The organism is Butyricicoccus sp. Marseille-Q5471, assembly GCF_951230135.1.
GTDB lineage: Bacteria > Bacillota > Clostridia > Oscillospirales > Butyricicoccaceae > Agathobaculum.
On the sequence record NZ_CATNVC010000010.1, the window covers coordinates 44,242 to 60,610 of the forward strand.

Annotated in this window: 12 protein-coding genes; 2 read left to right on the plus strand and 10 right to left on the minus strand. The window is 53.9% G+C overall.

All coding sequences use genetic code 11. The features are described 5' to 3' along the window. The first annotated feature begins 6 nt into the window (after positions 1–6). Positions 7–138 (plus strand): hypothetical protein, encoded by a 132-nt coding sequence (locus QOX26_RS10920; RefSeq protein WP_283675008.1) that lies wholly within the window; start codon positions 7–9, stop codon positions 136–138. Next, complete coding sequence (locus QOX26_RS10925; RefSeq protein WP_283675009.1) at positions 135–1,751, plus strand: recombinase family protein; 1,617 nt, start codon at positions 135–137, stop codon at positions 1,749–1,751. The genes QOX26_RS10920 and QOX26_RS10925 overlap by 4 nt, the downstream gene beginning before the upstream one ends. 57 nt (positions 1,752–1,808) lie before the next feature. Here QOX26_RS10925 and QOX26_RS10930 read toward each other — a convergent pair whose 3' ends face one another. The 10 genes from QOX26_RS10930 to QOX26_RS10975 form a co-directional block, all read right to left on the minus strand. Next, entirely contained in the window at positions 1,809–6,854 is a 5,046-nt protein-coding gene (locus QOX26_RS10930) for a DUF5057 domain-containing protein (protein ID WP_283675010.1), read from the minus strand. Between the two features lie 83 nt (positions 6,855–6,937). Beyond that, positions 6,938–7,459, minus strand: coding sequence for a PilW family protein (locus QOX26_RS10935; protein ID WP_283675011.1), 522 nt, complete (start codon positions 7,457–7,459; stop codon positions 6,938–6,940). A gap of 14 nt (positions 7,460–7,473) precedes the next feature. Next, positions 7,474–7,986 (minus strand): type II secretion system protein, encoded by a 513-nt coding sequence (locus QOX26_RS10940; protein ID WP_283675012.1) that lies wholly within the window; start codon positions 7,984–7,986, stop codon positions 7,474–7,476. 26 nt (positions 7,987–8,012) lie between these two features. Further along, the gene (locus QOX26_RS10945) at positions 8,013–10,076 is read right to left on the minus strand and encodes a hypothetical protein (RefSeq protein WP_283675013.1); all 2,064 of its coding nucleotides are present in this window, start codon (positions 10,074–10,076) and stop codon (positions 8,013–8,015) included. A 34-nt stretch (positions 10,077–10,110) separates the two neighbouring features. Further along, positions 10,111–11,331 (minus strand): prepilin-type N-terminal cleavage/methylation domain-containing protein, encoded by a 1,221-nt coding sequence (locus QOX26_RS10950; RefSeq protein WP_283675014.1) that lies wholly within the window; start codon positions 11,329–11,331, stop codon positions 10,111–10,113. 33 nt (positions 11,332–11,364) lie between these two features. Beyond that, positions 11,365–12,021 carry a hypothetical protein gene (locus QOX26_RS10955; RefSeq protein ID WP_283675015.1) on the minus strand — a complete coding sequence of 219 codons (657 nt, stop codon included), beginning with the start codon at positions 12,019–12,021 and terminating at the stop codon, positions 11,365–11,367. A 15-nt stretch (positions 12,022–12,036) separates the two neighbouring features. After that, positions 12,037–13,722, minus strand: a complete 1,686-nt coding sequence (pilM, locus tag QOX26_RS10960) for a pilus assembly protein PilM (protein ID WP_283675016.1) — start codon at positions 13,720–13,722, stop codon at positions 12,037–12,039. An 87-nt stretch (positions 13,723–13,809) separates the two neighbouring features. Further along, on the minus strand, positions 13,810–14,550 hold the full coding sequence (locus QOX26_RS10965) for a prepilin peptidase (protein ID WP_283675017.1): 741 nt from the start codon (positions 14,548–14,550) through the stop codon (positions 13,810–13,812). 41 nt (positions 14,551–14,591) lie between these two features. Then, on the minus strand, positions 14,592–15,053 hold the full coding sequence (locus QOX26_RS10970) for a prepilin-type N-terminal cleavage/methylation domain-containing protein (protein ID WP_283675018.1): 462 nt from the start codon (positions 15,051–15,053) through the stop codon (positions 14,592–14,594). Between the two features lie 92 nt (positions 15,054–15,145). Further along, complete coding sequence (locus QOX26_RS10975) at positions 15,146–16,363, minus strand: type II secretion system F family protein (RefSeq protein ID WP_283675019.1); 1,218 nt, start codon at positions 16,361–16,363, stop codon at positions 15,146–15,148. Positions 16,364–16,369: the final 6 nt, after the last annotated feature.

Sequence of the window (16,369 nt, forward strand, 5' to 3'; positions counted from 1 at the left end):
AGCGATATGACCGTCAGTCAGCAGGAACGTGAGGAATTAGAACGCCTGTTTAAAATCGGCATGCTCAAGGCGCTGTACGATGCGCACAAAATCAGCGAGCAGCAGTTTTGTCAGGCTATGAATGCCGTAGGCGCATGAGAGGAGGAAGTAGCGGCGTGGCGCTTCGCGTTGCGGCATATTGCCGTGTTTCGACCGAACAGGACGACCAGCTCAACTCGCTTGCCAACCAGAAACGGTATTTTGATGAGTACATACGCAGGCAGCCCGGCTGGCAGCTTGTGGAGGTTTATGCGGACGAAGGGCTGTCGGGCACGTCATCCAAAAACCGGCCGGCCTTTCAAAAAATGATTGCAGCGGCCAAACGAGGAGAAATTGATTTGATCCTGACCAAGGAGGTCTCTCGTTTTGCCCGTAATACGATTGATACACTGGCGCATACCCGGGATTTGCGAAAGCTGGGCGTGGGTGTTATCTTTATCAATGACAATATTGATACGCGTCAGAACGACGGAGAATTTCGACTGACAATCATGGCAAGCGTGGCGCAGGAGGAGAGCCGCAAGACCTCGGAACGGGTCAAGTGGGGGCAAAAACGCTCGATGGAGAACGGCGTTGTGTTCGGCTGCAATAATATGTATGGATACGATTTGCAGAATGGCAGGCTGCGCATTCGGCCGGATCAGGCTGAGGTGGTTCGGCTCATCTATCATAAGTTTCTCCATGAGGGGAAAGGGACGCACGTCATCGCGCGCGAGCTGTATGAAGCGGGCATAGCTGCACCAAAGGCCAAGGATAAACCGTGGTCGGCAGTTATGATTTATCGTATTTTGAAAAATGAAAAATACTGCGGCGATTTGCTGCAGAAAAAATCCTATACGCCAAATTATCTCGATCACAAAAAAATCTTAAATCACGGCGCAGAGGAACAAGTTTATCTCCGCGCACATCATGAGGGAATCATATCGCACGACTTATTTGAGCGCACGCAGCAGGAGCTGAAAAGACGCGCACCGTCCGCTGCGCAAGCGGCACGCTATTCCAACCGATACTGGTGTTCGGGCAAAATTCGATGTGGCAGTTGCGGAGAACGGTTCATGCCTCGAAGACGGACGCGTTCGAGCGGGTTTGTCTATCAATACTGGGTATGTCATGCAAAGGGGCATTTCGGCCGAAAAAAGTTGGATACGCAGGGGCGTGCAGTCGGATGCAGTATGCGGTCGATTCACCATCAGACCATTTGTGCGTGCATGGAGTACGTGATTCGGAAGCTTCCGATCGATGTAGATGCATTGATTCGGGAGGTGCTGGCACTTCTGGAACGCGAAAAACCGCAGACGCACGAGATAGAGCAGCTGCAGGCAAGGCAGCAGCGGTGTATGCAAAAAAAAGACACCGTGCTTGATGCCTACTTTGAGCAGACAATCAGCAAGGAGGAACTGGAGCGGCTGCGCTCGCGGTACGATATAGAGCTTGCACAGCTAGGGAAGCGCCTGTCGGTGCTGGCGTCGCAGCAGACAGCGGCACAGCGGACGAATGGCAGTGCGGATGAAGTGCGGTGCTTTTTGCAGCGTCAGGCATTCTGCGCGGAAAGCGTTTTTGGGGAGTTGCTGGAGCGGTTTACAGTATATGAGGATAGCGTGACGATAAAACTAAATGGTATATCGGCCGTATTTCGTATCGGTTACACAACTAGCGGGCAAATGGAGCACTACCAAACAAATATCTTGTCATGCGACATGATAGACCTGTAGAAAAAACAAAACGGACGCTGTGTAATCAGCGTCCGTTTTGTTTGCGATGAATAAGGGTTAGCGTAAGGTCAGCAGACCCAGTTTGCGCAGTTCAAGTTTGGCGCTGCCGTCATAGATGCTGTCGCCGATGGTCGTCACAACCCGTACATATAGTGGCAGGGAAGAATCTGAGCTACCGCCAAAGGCCTGCAGCACTTCGTCGCTCAGGTAGGCGGTGTACAGCACACCGCTGCGCAGTGACGTCCCTTCGACAGCCTGTCGATCGTTCAGGTAAATCGGAAGCGTGACCTTCTTGGCATTCACCACGACACCCTCGGTCAGCTTGACCGAAGGGGCGGAATCATCCGCGTAATAGAACTCAACTGCAACAGATTTATTGGTGGCGAGGTTGGGGTCGGAGATGCTGAAGGTAATTGCCCGGTCTGCAGCAGTGGTTTCGCTGCCCACCAGCACCGAACCGGTGTAGCTGTTGCTGCTGCTGTACTCCATTGGAAGGAGGAAGTAATCAACTGCTGTGCCGACGGAGGACTCAAACGCTACGGTGGGGTTTTCCGCCCCGGCGCGGTAGGCCGCGATCATCGTATTGACGAACAGCTTGGCTTCTTCCGCACTATCGGGGTCGAAGTGACCGGCACCGGAATACGTAACATTGCCCTTGTTGTAGATGTAATAGTTGTTGAGCGCATCATTATAGTGGGCCGTATAGTTGTTTTTCTCTCCGTTGCCGGGGTCGGCAAGGCTGTACCACACGACGATATCATCCGAATTCATATTGAGCTGATAATACTGTTCGTGTGTTTGCGCAACCGACAGGCGGGAAGAACCGTTGAGGTTGTAGGGGAAGGTCGTAATCTGCCCCTGATTCACCTGAGATACATATTTGGTAAAGCTCTGTGCACCACCGCCGCTGTATCGACCATCTGACGTGGGCAGAAGTAGCGATGAAGTGCGGTAACGGGACAGGTTGTGTGTGGTATAACCCTGTGTCTGCGCAAGCAGCGTTTTTCGGCTACTGCCCGGCTGATAGGCAATAGAGTAGCCGGCCTTGACAAGTGCGTCGAGGGATGCGCCGGAATAGCCGCTCGCCACCGTACCGCTGCCGCGGCTCAGACCAAGCTCCTTGTAAATCGGCGAATACTTAGAGAAACCATAGGTGCTGTCCACTACGCCATATCGATCCAGGCCGACCAAGTTGCGTAGAATCGCGTTAAAATAGTAGGCAGAGTACCAACCGTGATTAATCTGCTGTGCTCCGGAGCTGCTCGAACCGGGATAATAGGAATAGGTTTGGGGCAGATTCGCGTTTGAGGTCGTATCGTGGGTAAACAGAATGGCCTTTCCGCTTTTGATGTAATTGGAAACAGCATTTGCAACCGTCAGATTCAGACCGTCACCGTTTTCTTTAAAGCCGTAGGAGTCACCGAAGCCGAGGATGAGCATATCGAAGCTGCCCAGATATGCGGTCAGTTCCTCAGTTGTATCCAGTTTGCCATTCCCGTTTTTGTCGAATGTGCGCTCTGCGCTGCTCAGCGTCCATGCTCTACCGGATCTGTTCTGCCCAATGTTCATTTCACTTACTGTGTGGGTGTTGATTTGAATATCATACACACCCTTGGCACGAAGGTCGTTAAATAGGGCGGAATAAGTGCTGCTCTCTGCAAGAGAAAAGGTTCTCCTTGTCTGTTCGGAATAGGAAGTGACCTGCAGAATATTAATGGAAATCATTTCGTTTGCTTGAGGCTTTAAATAGGTGTAGCCCACCTGCGAAGTATGCGTGCGTTCAGAACCGACCTTGATTACCTCGAGCCTCCAAGGAATAATGCCGCTGAAGCTTTCCGGCAGCTGTCGGGTGAGGGTATAGGTCACTCCGGCCATGAGTTCACCCGAAGCGACCGCTTTACCGGTGGAGGCATTGACGATTTGCAAATCAGTGAGTTCTTCGCTTGCAATATAGCGTCCGTCTGCGTTCTGATCCATGAACAAGCTGGTAAAATAGCGGGTGGATGCGGGTGTGCCGTCCGTTGGGTTTGCAATGGTAAAAGTATAGGACAACGTTCGCTTATTCTGGTCAATCAGCGTGGTTTGGAGGGCGCCTTGGTATTCGCCGGGCTTTAATTCTTGGCCGTTCGTATCTTTGGCAAAAACAATGCTCGGTTTGGAAAGATTTAAGTACTTGAGCACAATGTTTTTCTGCTGTGCGGCTTCGGTCGTTGACAGTACGTTTGTGCTGGACAAAATGCCGGACAGTGTTTCATAGACGATGGAGCAGTTGTCCACGCGTTTTGAATTGACCACATTACCTGCGGCCGGAATGGTAACAGACGTGCCGCCGGTGTTCTGCGTCACCTGCCAACCGGAGGAGACGGTGTAAGTTCGGCTAGCAAGTGCCCCGTAGCTATTGACGACGATGCAGTAATATCTACCGGGTTCAGTTACAGTTATGGTGGAATTAGAGCTAAACCGGTAACCATCCTGATACCATTGTAGCGAAGCACTTTTCGGTGATACGCTGGAAGAAAATTGTATACCGCTAGTGGTGACTTGGGGAGCATTCACGCTTAGCAAGTATTTCCAATTGTAATCGTAATCCCCGCTCGTTGGCGAAACGGACAGACCACCTGAGGATACGGTAACGGTGTTACTCTTGCAGGTATAGGTCTTGCCGTCTACCGTGATGGTAGCGGTGCAGTAATAGCTGCCAGCCGATGGGGTAAAGGAATAGTCGGACCCGGTGTAGACGGGGGGCTGACCATTGTTCTTGTACCAAGAGTAGGTGACGGCTCCGCTGCCGCTCGGGACACTGGAAGAGACAGCATTCAGAGTAACTTGTCCATAGTAACTGTAGGAACCCGATGCGGTAACGGAGAACTGACTGGCTTGATGGCCGTCGGAGAGCAGATTGGAGGAGATGATGACCGGAAAGCCGGAGGTCACAAAGTCCATCAGCTCTGATTTCTTGTTATAGGTGATATCGTTGCCGGAAAAACGGAATTTAGTGGAAGAAGCCTCTTGAATGTAATATTCATTGCTATAATAGTTCTTTGATTTGTTATAGTCCGAATCCAAAAGACCAGTAAGATTAAGACCCGAAGAATAGGTGTCTCCAATGCTGGTATAGAGCATGCCGTTCATATTATCGCTGTCATTATAAACTGTAGTTCTGTTGTCGCCGGAGCCGGTTGTATTAAAGCCATCCAGACTGGAGCCGAAGTATACCATATCATATTTTTCATTGATATCTTCGATTTTACCGATGAATTCCGCGGTGGACATATGAGTGATATTAATCGAGGTCACACCGCTGTCGCTCGGCAGCCAGTCCCGCACCATCGCTTCGGTCAGCATACCGTTGAGGCTCTTAGAAGTATTGCTGGTGCTTGTAATGGTCAGCGGCTCGATGTCCAGTACATCAATCGAGGTCTTCTTGTTCTGAATACGCTGACCGCGGTAGTTGATGATATACCGCATACAATTGCCCATCGTAACTTCGGCGGGCAATAGCTCTTCGGAGGGTTTGTCGCGCCGCAGGAAGTTCTCATACTTAATTTCATTCATTACCGAATAATAGCAATCGCCTTCTGCGGCGGATAGTGAACCGTCAAAAGCGGTGGGCAGGTGTTTGGTGATTAAAGCGGAACGAGAATTATCGGGTGCGAAGCTGTATACACTTCCCGCGACCATGGCCGAGGATTGAGAGCCGGCCAACGTGAGAACGAGCGCTTGCAGATTGGTCTGTGTTGCATTTTGCAGACGTTGGTCGAGCAGAACCGGAAGTCCGTCCCGCTGCACTGCAGTTTGCAGGCGTGTGCATACGGCCGTGGTCAGGTCGTTGCCGCCGGTATATGAATTGACAAGGGATGTCATGGGGGAGGTGGGGTCAAAACCTGCCGAGAGCACGAGCAAATCGGCGGTGGCGAGCTGATCCACGGTCACCTTGCCCGCAAGTAGATCCTGCGGGGTTACCGAAATCACCTGAATGGAAAAACGGTTGGTATCCGATTCGTCGAGCACATAGTTTAGAAACCAGTTATTATTGGAATATCCGCCGGTCACATAAATTTGGCTATATGCGACAGGGAATTTTTCATTGCCGGATGCACTGTAGGCATAACTGCCTTTCCCATCCCCCACATAGACATAGCCGCTGATGGTCATGGTGAAATAACCGAAGCCATTGGCGACCGGCTCAAAGCCGGAGGATACTGCACGATAGGGATGCGCCGCATCACGAACTGCGGAAGGAGCGGCAGTATCGGTAACATAGTAATATGCGGTATCTGCATCCAGTGAAAATCCAGTGTCACCAAGCGTGCCCTTGTATTCGTAGGCGGGGATGGTCTGCGTGTCAACACTGCCGGGAGTCATCGGTTCGGTCACTGTGATTGTCTCATACATGGCTTTGCCCATGTAACTGGCCTCGTTTGCTTCCAAATCAGACAAATCTAGCTGCGCAAACACAGGTTGATAATAATAGTAGGAGCCGTCAGTTGAAGTATCCGCAGCAGTATAAACAAAATGCTGAATGCTCTGCTGATAGTCACCGGTAGCGCCGGGGAGCAGCGTCGGAGTACTGTTTTGATTGAAGGATCCCTGATTGGCGCCCTGATAGGAGAACGTGCCGGTAATCGGTTCGGCGGCATTCTCAGTGCGAGGCTGCCCGTCTTGATCCAGCAGTGCTATGGTCTGCGCACCGGCAGGGCGGGTGACCCAAGGCAGCGTCTCGGTATAACTGACGCTGCTTTTGAGTGGGGTATCGGTTCCGCTGCTCAGCAGACCGGCATCTCGAAGCGAGGTGAACAGCTTGTCGGCATAAGCCTTGCGCGCAGTGCTGCCCTCGGTGGAGGCGAGCACGGTTTGCCAATTCGCCGTCGGCTCCTGCCCCTTGACGTAGTAGCCGATGCTGCCGGTACCTGCCTGCGGCGTGAGCTCTACAATGGTAAAGGGAGTGCCGGAGGAGGCTTTTTCGTTCTTGATGGTCTCGATGTGCTCAAGAGACTCATAGCTTGCAGCACCGGCCAGATTGGACTCTATCATCAGAGATGCACAAAGTGCGGCCACAAGAAGCAGCGCGGTCAGGCGTGTCGCGGCTTTTTTATGTTTCATACGGAGGTTCATCATATACCTGCTCCTTTCTGTTCCTGCACGCAGGACAACACCGCATGATTGCGGCTTCGCTGTCTCTTGCCCTAGGTGCCGCCGACCAGTACGGTCGGGTGGTTGCGCAGTGCAATGGTTTGCGTTCCGGTATAGGATTTGGTCTGCCGCTGAAACGTAAGCTCCAGCGTGATTGATTTTGCCGTAGTAGCATCGGTTGCAATGTTTGCAGAGAAGTCGGTTAAATGCTCGGCGAGCAAATCAGCGGCGGTCACAGTGCTTGCGGGATCGCCTGATCCGAAATAAAGGCACTGATTTACGGAATCATACTGAAAAACGTAAAGAGTGCGGTCGCCTGAAGCTGCCGTTTGGATGACGGACAACGTGTCGGCTGCGTCATCCCATTCGATACTGTCATTGCAGTCGAGCAGATACGTCTGCAGCTGTGCCAGAGCAAGCTGAGATTCATATTGCAGGCGCAGTGTGTAATTGACGGAACTGTAAGTACGCGCACCGGTGGACATAAATCCCATGGCCGCCAGTGCCAGAATGCCCATGATGGCAGAGCCGACAATCAGCTCCACCAGAGTAAAGCCCTTGTTGTGATGTTTCATATCCCGGTACCCCCTTATCGGTTCATCCGGTGGTAACCGGTAGAAGGTGTGAGCGTGATAGAGCGACTGCCCACAGTGATTGCAGTGCAGTATTCATTGCCCGTCCAGAAGAAATCTTCCGAGCGATCTGCGGCCTTGCGCAGAGGGAGGAATGCACCGGTCTCCCGGTCAAACGCCAGACATAGGCTTTGCGTTTCTGAAATGGCAGGACTGACAGCTCCGGCGCTGAAGGTGAGGTCGAGATTGTCCGAGCCCAGCTTTTCTTCGCCGCGCGGCGAGCCGTCGGTATAGACTGCGCCATAGTAGTCACCGTTCTTCACATACAATCGGAGATAGGGTGATTTTCCGCCGCTTAGAGTGGTGACCCGGCATTGCGAGAGCAGCGCATCAATGCTACTGACACATTTACGGGCGCGGCTGGAAGAAACAGTGGAAATGGACATGCCTGCCGCCGTGGCGAGAATGCCCAGAATCGCGATGACCACAATCAGCTCGATCAGTGTAAATCCTTTGTAATTTTGCTTCATAGGCCATCGCCTCCTTTTCAATCAAGTTAGTTTTTGGACCAGTTTCGGAACGCAACCAGGCTGTCCAAACTCCAGTTACTGCTGCCGCCGCCGACGGTATTGCCGCCCTCGGTAACGCCGACGTTCAGGAAGTCGCTGAACTGCTGACCTGCCTCGTTTAGTCCGGTGAATGCACCGATAACTTCTTCTTCGTTGGATACAACGGCATTGACCGAGCCGGTCATCGTGATGGTATTGCCGGAAATAATCAGTCCGCTGAAGTCGCGGTGCACGGTCACATTGCCGGTCGCGAGGATGACACGCACCGTGTCGGGCGTGTCGCTGTTGATGGTGTAATCGCCGCGCACGATGAGTGCGACTGGTTGAAAAACACCGTTTTTATCCTGATAAAACCACGTTTTGCCTTCTGCAAGGTCGGCAAGTGCAGTGCCTTTCACCAGATAGTCATAGGGGTTGGTCGCTGTGGTGGTGCTGTTGTTCGCGGACAGGGTGACGCACAGCTGACCATACATTTTGCTGAGCTGAGAAGCGGTGGTCGTCAAGCTGTCGGCAGGAACGTACTCGCGCAGTGCGTAAGCATCGGTATCCGCATTTTTGACCAGCGTATAGCCAGAGGTCTGGGTGCTGCCGAGCGCGGTGGAAAGAGTGGTGTACATTTCCAAGTATTCGGTGAGTTGTGCCTGATTTTGGGTGAAGTAATCCTTAAAATGGCGGTTAGCATCCTCCACCGTGGGGAACTTCATAAAGTAGTAGTAAATCTTCTGATGGGCACCGTTTACACTGAGTATCACGGGTTGGGGCGTTACACCATAGGCGCGCAGCGCCGAGCCGGACCGCAGCGTGACCGTCGGCGCGGGTTCACTGGTGCCCAGCGGAAGCGGATTGCGGGCTACACCCTCCAGCTCGCTGACGGGAATGAGATACGCCTGCTGATTGCTCTTAACGGAAACGGATTCGCCCATAAGCACGCTGCCGTTGACGACGGAAGGACTTACCGAGCCGGTTACAAAGCTGTTGCCGGCCAGCATCAGACGTTTAGCATGAGAAAGGTCAAGCGTGGTATCACGGCCGTTGATGAGAATCGCACTGCTTTTCGTGGCGTCGGTCAGGCTGCTGCCAAAACCGTAGTAGCTGCCGTTTAAGTAGACGCTTGATTGCGTGCCGTCAAGCGTGAGGTCATCGGCCACGTAGGCCGTGCCTTGCAAATTGAGCGTGCCTGTCGAGTCCAGCACGATGCGGTTGGCCCATAAGTTTGCATTGTCTGCCACAGTGAAGCGGTAGCCATTGCGCGGGCCTGCATCCCGGATTGCAACATTGCCTCCGCAAATCAGCGTGCCGCCCTGAATGGTCAGTGAATTGCCGGCGGTGCTCAGGTCAATCCGTCCTGCGTAGGCACTGCCGGTGATGTCGAGCGTGCTGTTGCCAATGGTCTGCTCAAGCGACTCCTTGGCGATAACGGCAAACTGAGGCAGGCCGGAAATGCTGTATTCCGAGAACAGGTAGTAGAAATCCGGCATACGGATGATGATGTCGCTGGTAACTGTTTCGGTCAGATCGTTATGACTGCAGGAGACACTGACGTTTTTCAGCGTGATGACGCCGCCTGAATAGCGCGCGTCCCGCACGCCGGAGGTATCCACCGTGGCATCGGCCGGAGCGGTCAGAAAAGTGCTTAGCACGTTGGGGTTGTAGGTGTAGATGCCACCGCCGACCGGCGCGAACAGCGCGCTGCCACCGGCGTTTTTCCAACTCCAAACCGCTTTACGAAACTGCTCCTGAAACTGGGTGGTCATATCGGTGGTAGCGTAATAATGGCTGTAATTTACAAGCGCATCCTGATACGCGGCAGCGATGGATTCGGTTACCACCTGCTGTACACCGGCTTGAATCTCAGTCATGGCAGAGGCGGCATCATAAAAGGTTTCCTTGCCCTGACGCTCCGTGACCTTCATCAGGAAGCCGGTGTAGGACATGTACAGCAGGGTAGCGCCCAGAATGGATACGAACAGCATGCACACCAGCACGGTGACGATGCCGGAACCCCGGTTGTCACGCAGGGCATTCAGGCGCTCTTTCCAGTTTCGGAACATATGCCGTTCCTCCTTTCTCAAAATCGGGACGCCGTTACTGCAGCTTGGTGGTATGGAAAGAATAAATCGGATCTCCGCTGAAATCGCTTCCGGCAGGATAGAGATCCACGGTCACCTGATACAGACGGTTGCGCGAGGTCTTGTCTACCAACGTGCCAGACAGGTTGCCGGTGTAGCTGACATAGGTACTGCGGTAGATATTGAATCGCACGGTCGCAATGCTTGTTTCATCATCCAGCTTGACTGCGGCATTGGACAGGATAGTCGCACCGGCATTCGGTGCGCAGGTCTGACGCAGGTCAATCTGCGCACGGTATTGGTTTTCTGCACCGGCCAGTTCGGTATCACTGAGCGAAGGGTCGCGCTGCTTGACGAGAAACAGGGTGAAGGGAATGTTGCTTCGGTTGTACACGGTAATCAGGTCTGCGGTTTGGCCGCGCTGTGTGTACCACGGATAGTACAGCAGATAGATGTCCGGAGTTTTGCCGCCGGACAGATCGAAACCCTGCGGGAAGAGGGACATATGCGTGTCCGCTTCCTCAAAAGATCCACGCACGGTTTCGGTGGCATCCAACAGTCCGCCGCCCGCATCGTACAGGTGCTTTTCATAAGTATAGCGGTATTGATATCGGTAGGTAAGTTCCGCAGACAGCTTGCCGTCCGTCTCGGTTGTATCCAGTATGATTTCACGCGAGATAACTGCACTACCACGGTTGTAGGAGCCGTCAATGGTCAGCAGGTGCTGCTCAAAAGCGTCCCAAGAGCGGGTGTCGACATCGTCGCTGCCGTGCACGATGGGCTGCGCATATACCGCATCCATCGCGGAGTAGTTGGTCACCGGAATATCATTGATTGCGGCATAGCCGCTGTCTGCGCTGAGCGTGGCCATAGCGCTGAATTCAGTAGAACCGGAGGTGATACCGGTCACGCCGATGTGATAGGAGTCCGCGCGGTAGCTTTGCGTGTTTGCGTCGGCGGTGTAACCGGTTCCGTCATAGGTGTAAAAACCGGCGCTGACACCGTGCAGCGCGTCGCTTGGATTATTCAGCAGGTCACTTAAGCTGGCGGCTTCGATGGATTCCGCAACATTTTGCGCGGCCAGCGTAGCGTCGCCCAGTTTGCGGCTGCGGGCGGCCGTACCGGCAGAGGTAACAAAGGTTTGCAGCAGCGGAGTCACGACGATGCCGAGAATCACGATGGCAATGAGAAGCTCTACCAGAGAAAATCCCTGATTGCTGCTATTTTTGCGCTTCAAGGCCGCCGCCTCCTTCCTGCGAGTCATTCAGAATCAGGTTGTGCCGAACAAATCGGAGACACCCTTGCTGGTTTTGGGCATGATGGCAGGCTCATAAACCGCACCGTCCCAATTAATATAGTACTTGGAAATGCTAAAGCTGCCGGACAGGCCGCCGGTCTCGGCGTTATAGCTGAGAGAAACAGAGTCCAGTGCGGTGCGCTGCCTGCTGTCGTACAGATATTGGATGCCCTGCTTGAGCTGAGGATAGTTGAGCGTGCAGGTCATGACCACGCCTGTGCGGTAGGCAGATAAATCCGCCCGTTTCAGTTCACCATCCTGCTCAACATCACAGGGAAATTCGAGTAGCAGTCCGGGCTCGTCGAAGGACACACTGTCCATCGTCAGGCCGACCTTCTTTTCCATGTCCAACAGGTAAACCAGAAAGTCTTCGTTTTCAATGTCCGCAGGGTAGTGCGTCAGCTGCTCGGCGATAGCCGTGCGGGAGTCCTCAATGCCCTGCTCGTAGGTGGCGAGGTTCAGGTATTGCTCCTCCAATGCGGCGAGCTGTGGCTCCAGCTCGCTGATCGCGGTATGAACTTCCGCCGATTTCTCCTGATAGTGGGTGAACATTGTGAAATACAGCAGCAGAAAAATAAGCAGGCCAGCCAGTATGAGCAGCAGCTTAATATCGCGTTTGGAAATCTTCATGTGTTGCTTCCTCCCTTATTCCGCAGGTGCTGCCGGCGTTTCAGCGTTCGGCTCTGCTGCGTTCTGCGTTTCCGCGGTTCCCCCGGCGGCGGCCTGTTCTGCCGCGGCTTGTGCGGCGGCGGCTTCGGCAGCGGCTGCCTCGGCGGCGGCATAGCCGCAGGTAAGAGTGAATGAGGCCGTGGTCAATCCGGTATCGTCGGCAGACTCGGTGATGGTGCCGACTGTGATATTGGAGATGCTTTCAAAGGTGCGCATCTGGTCGATGACCACAGCGGCCTCCTCCATACCGGGGGTGGTGACGTTCATCGTCACGCCATCCGCACCGCACACGGCGGAGAGCAGCTGGATGCTCGAGGGCATCTTACGCTCCATTTCCTCCAAAAAGTCGACCAGTTCGGCGTTCGGCGTTTCAGAATACCCGTTTACCACGGAGAAGTTATCGGAAAACTGCTGATATTCGAGATAAGTATTATAGGTCTCGGATACGTGAGACAGCTCGCTCATGCGCTGCTGAATTTTATCCTGTCGGTTGACGGCGAGCAGATAGCCGACCACGGAAGCGATGGACATGCCTACCGCAACGACAACGCACAATCCGCAGATGACAATGCCGGAGGTCAGCGAATCGTTCTCGGCTTTCCCCTTTCCGGCACGTCTGCGCTGACGCAGTTCCTCGGGCAGTAAATCAAGGGGGGACACCAGACTGCCGATGCAGGAAATATAGGCGGACACACCCTCAATGGAATTTGCCACAAATTCTACGCCGGATACCTCGGTCAACAGCATGGTCTCTTCGCCCAATTCTTCAGCAACCATGCGCTGCAGTCCTGCAATTTGTGAGCATACGCCCATCAGCACGACTTGCTCGGCGGTTTCGTTCACGCGGCCGGACTTGAAAAAGTCAGCACTGCGGGCGATACCGCCAACCAGACGGCTCAGGCAGTCCGTGCGGTCTTCCTCGGAGAGCAGGGAAGAGAGCCAGTTCTCATCAGAGGTCTGCTCCAGTGTGCTCAAGTACTCTTCATCCGGCCGTCCGGCGGCGTGCAGCGCGGCAGTCACCAAATCATGGCCGCCGAAGCTGAAGCTGCGCTGCAGCAAAAGCAGACCGTTCTGCATGAAGGTGACCATGGTGTGCGTCAGCCCCACATCCACATACATAACAACCTTGGTGCTCGGCACACCGCGCAGTACCTGATACTGGCTGTTGCCGCAGTAGTCGATGGCGCTCAGAATAAGGTCGGCCTGCTCGGCCAGACGCATGTAGCCTACGAGCAGCGGCTTAGGCGCCGCCATGACGAGCACACGGCAGCCGGGTTCGGGTTCGCCGGTGCGTTCGAGCAGGTTGTAAGCCACCTGATAGTTGCTCATGTCCACAGGGAAGTAGTCCTGCGCGTTGGTCTCCACCACGGATTTCAGGCGGTTATCCTTCACGGGTGGCAGCGTAACTTCGCGGCTGGCAACCTTGGAGGAGGACAGTGTGAAGGTCACGTTTTTCACATCGGAAGCACCGTGTTCGGCCAGTTCCGCGCGCAGACGTTCAGCCAACGCTTTGGGATCGACAATCTGTCCGTCGCTGACGGTCTGACTGGGCGTTTGAAACAGGAAGCTGTCCTGAATCTGATAATTTTTGCCCTTTTTGATGGAGCAGCACACCTTGACCAGGTGATCGCCCACCTCAATATTCAATACTTTTGCGGCCATAGCGGAAATGGTCTCCCCTCTGTCGTGGAATATGTTTATCAATGAAGCTCAAATGAGCGGGATTGCAAAGTTAAATGCGGTGAAAGGTTAAAAAAGTCCGAAATACCAACCGAGCATTGCGTCTCCCCAGAGAAGGGAGAGCATTACGCCCGCGGCAAGATAAGGCCCGAGCGCCAAATCACGGCCTGCGCCGCACAGCTTCATGCGGGCAACATGGATGATTGACCCGAGCAGGCAGCCCAGAAAAAAGGCGAGCAGATTGAGCCGAAATCCCAGAAACAGGCCGCAGCCGGCCATCAGCTTCACATCGCCGCCGCCGACAGCCGCGCCGCCGGACAAAAATAGAATCAGCAGCAGCAGGCCGCTGACGGTGATAAATCCCAGTAAATGACTGGGCCAATTGTCAAGATGTAAAAAAAGCCGGAGTACGCCGAGGACGGCGATGGTAATCGTCGTCCCGGGCGGAATCTCACGGGTGCGGGCGTCGATGACCGACGCCACAAGCAGTGCTGAGGCAAGAAAACAGCTCAGCAAGGTGTCGAGCGAAAGCCCGAAGCGGTGGTAGACCAGCATCCAAAGCACGCCGTTTGCCGCCTCAATTAGGGGATATTGGACGGAAATGGAGCTGTGGCAGCCGGAACACCGACCCCGCAGGGCAAGCCAGCTAAACAGGGGAACCAGCTCCCACCAGTTCAGCTGTTTGCCGCATGTGGTGCAGTGGGAGGACCCAAAGACGACACTTTCCCCCATCGGAATGCGCAGGATGCATACATTGAGAAAGCTGCCCACGGTAATGCCGAAGAGGAATACGATTATGAAGTTGAGCATCGTCAGAAAGTCCATTTAGAGAGTTCCTTTTGTGTTTGAAATTAAGCTGTCCATGCACCGGTAGCGCCGGTAGAAGTAACAGTAATGGTGTATGTTGCACATTTGGTTCCAGCGGCCTCAGCCTTTGCAGCGGTGCCCTTGTTTTGTATTTTGATTTTATTCCAATTGGGATCTGCGGCATTAAGTGCAGCTTCAAGGTCGCTATCAATACTAGTAGAAGTTACGCCGGTGGAGGTAACGGTAATTGTGCTTCCGGTGACATCCTTGCCATCTTCACCACACTGAACAATACCTACCTGCACTTCGTGCAACAGCGTAGCCACGGTGTTTTGGTCAGTGGACCAGCGGGATTTATCAACATACTTAATGTACTGCGGAGCCAGAACAGCGGCCAGAACAGCGATAATCGCGATAACGATAATCAGTTCGACCAGAGTAAAGCCCTTATTCTTATTCTTACGATTCTTCTGAAGCTTGTTCATCTGATTAACCATAAAGTTCATGAGTTTCGTCCTCTCTTTATTTGTGATTTTTTTATAAACCCGGCCGCGCCCCTTCGCGCCCGATGGTTCACTTAGTTAAATGCCCTGTCGGTTTACAGGCTGTCCAAACCGGTGTACATCGCGCCCATTGGCATGATGACCGCCATGACGATTGTGCCGACAACCAGAGCCAGTACAACGATAATCAGCGGCTCGAGCATCGCCATCACCTGCTGCGTGGCCAGTTCGACTTCTTCGTCGTAGTAATCGGCCAGTCGGGTGAGCATGCCGTCCAAATCGCCGGTTTCCTCGCCAATGCCCATCATATGGTGCACAAGCGGCGGGAACAGCCCGCAGCGGGCAATCGTTTGGGAAATGGGTTCGCCCATAGCGACATCGTCTTTGCCGTCCAGCAGCGCTTCTTTAAAGAAAAGATTGCTCATGGTGTTGCCGGTGATTTCCATTGCGTCAATCAGCGGAATGCCTGCCGCCAGAAGCGTGCTCAGCGTGCGGGACATGCGCGCGGCCGCGGTCTTAACGGTGAGCTTGCCGAGCACCGGCATTTTCATGCCGATGCGTCCGAACAGCCGCTGTCCGGCTTCGGTGGTTCTGGCATAGCGCACCCAAAAGACAAATCCGGCAATCAGCAGCAGCACCAGCCACCAGTAAACCTGCATGAACTGGCTCGCGGCGATGACGGCCTTCGTCACGGCGGGCAGCTCGACACCTAAATCGAGCAGCATGTCCTCAAAAGTTGGAATAACGAAGGTGAGCAGCATCAGTACAACGGCGAATGCCACCACGCAGACGACAATCGGATAAATCGAAGCCTTTTTGACAAGCCCTTTGAGCTTCGCGTCCTTTTCAAAATGGTCGGCCATACGGGAAAACGAGGTTTCCAGACTGCCGGAGGCTTCGCCGGCGGCGACCATGGTAACGAATAAATCGGTAAACACGCGGGGATAGTCGCGCATGGCTTCCGAAAGGGAAGCGCCAGCCTGAATGGACAGGCGGCAGCCGTTGACGGCGGCGGCAAGCAGCTTGTTTTCCGTCTGCTCGGCAAGCATTTCGAGTGCCGAGGTGACAGGCACGCCGGCGGACACGATGCTGACGAACTGGCGGCAGAACACCGCCAAATCGCGCGGCTTCGGCTTGCGCTGTAAAAAGCTGATTTCTACGTTTTTGGACAGTGCGCCTGCTTCGTCCAGAGAAATCAGCGTGCTGCCGTCACGCTTGAGCTGACTGGCGGCTTGATCGCGGGAATCAGCTTCCAGTGTGCCCTTTCTAGTTTTTCCGGCCGCATCGAGCGCAACATATGCAAAGGTGGCCATAGTATC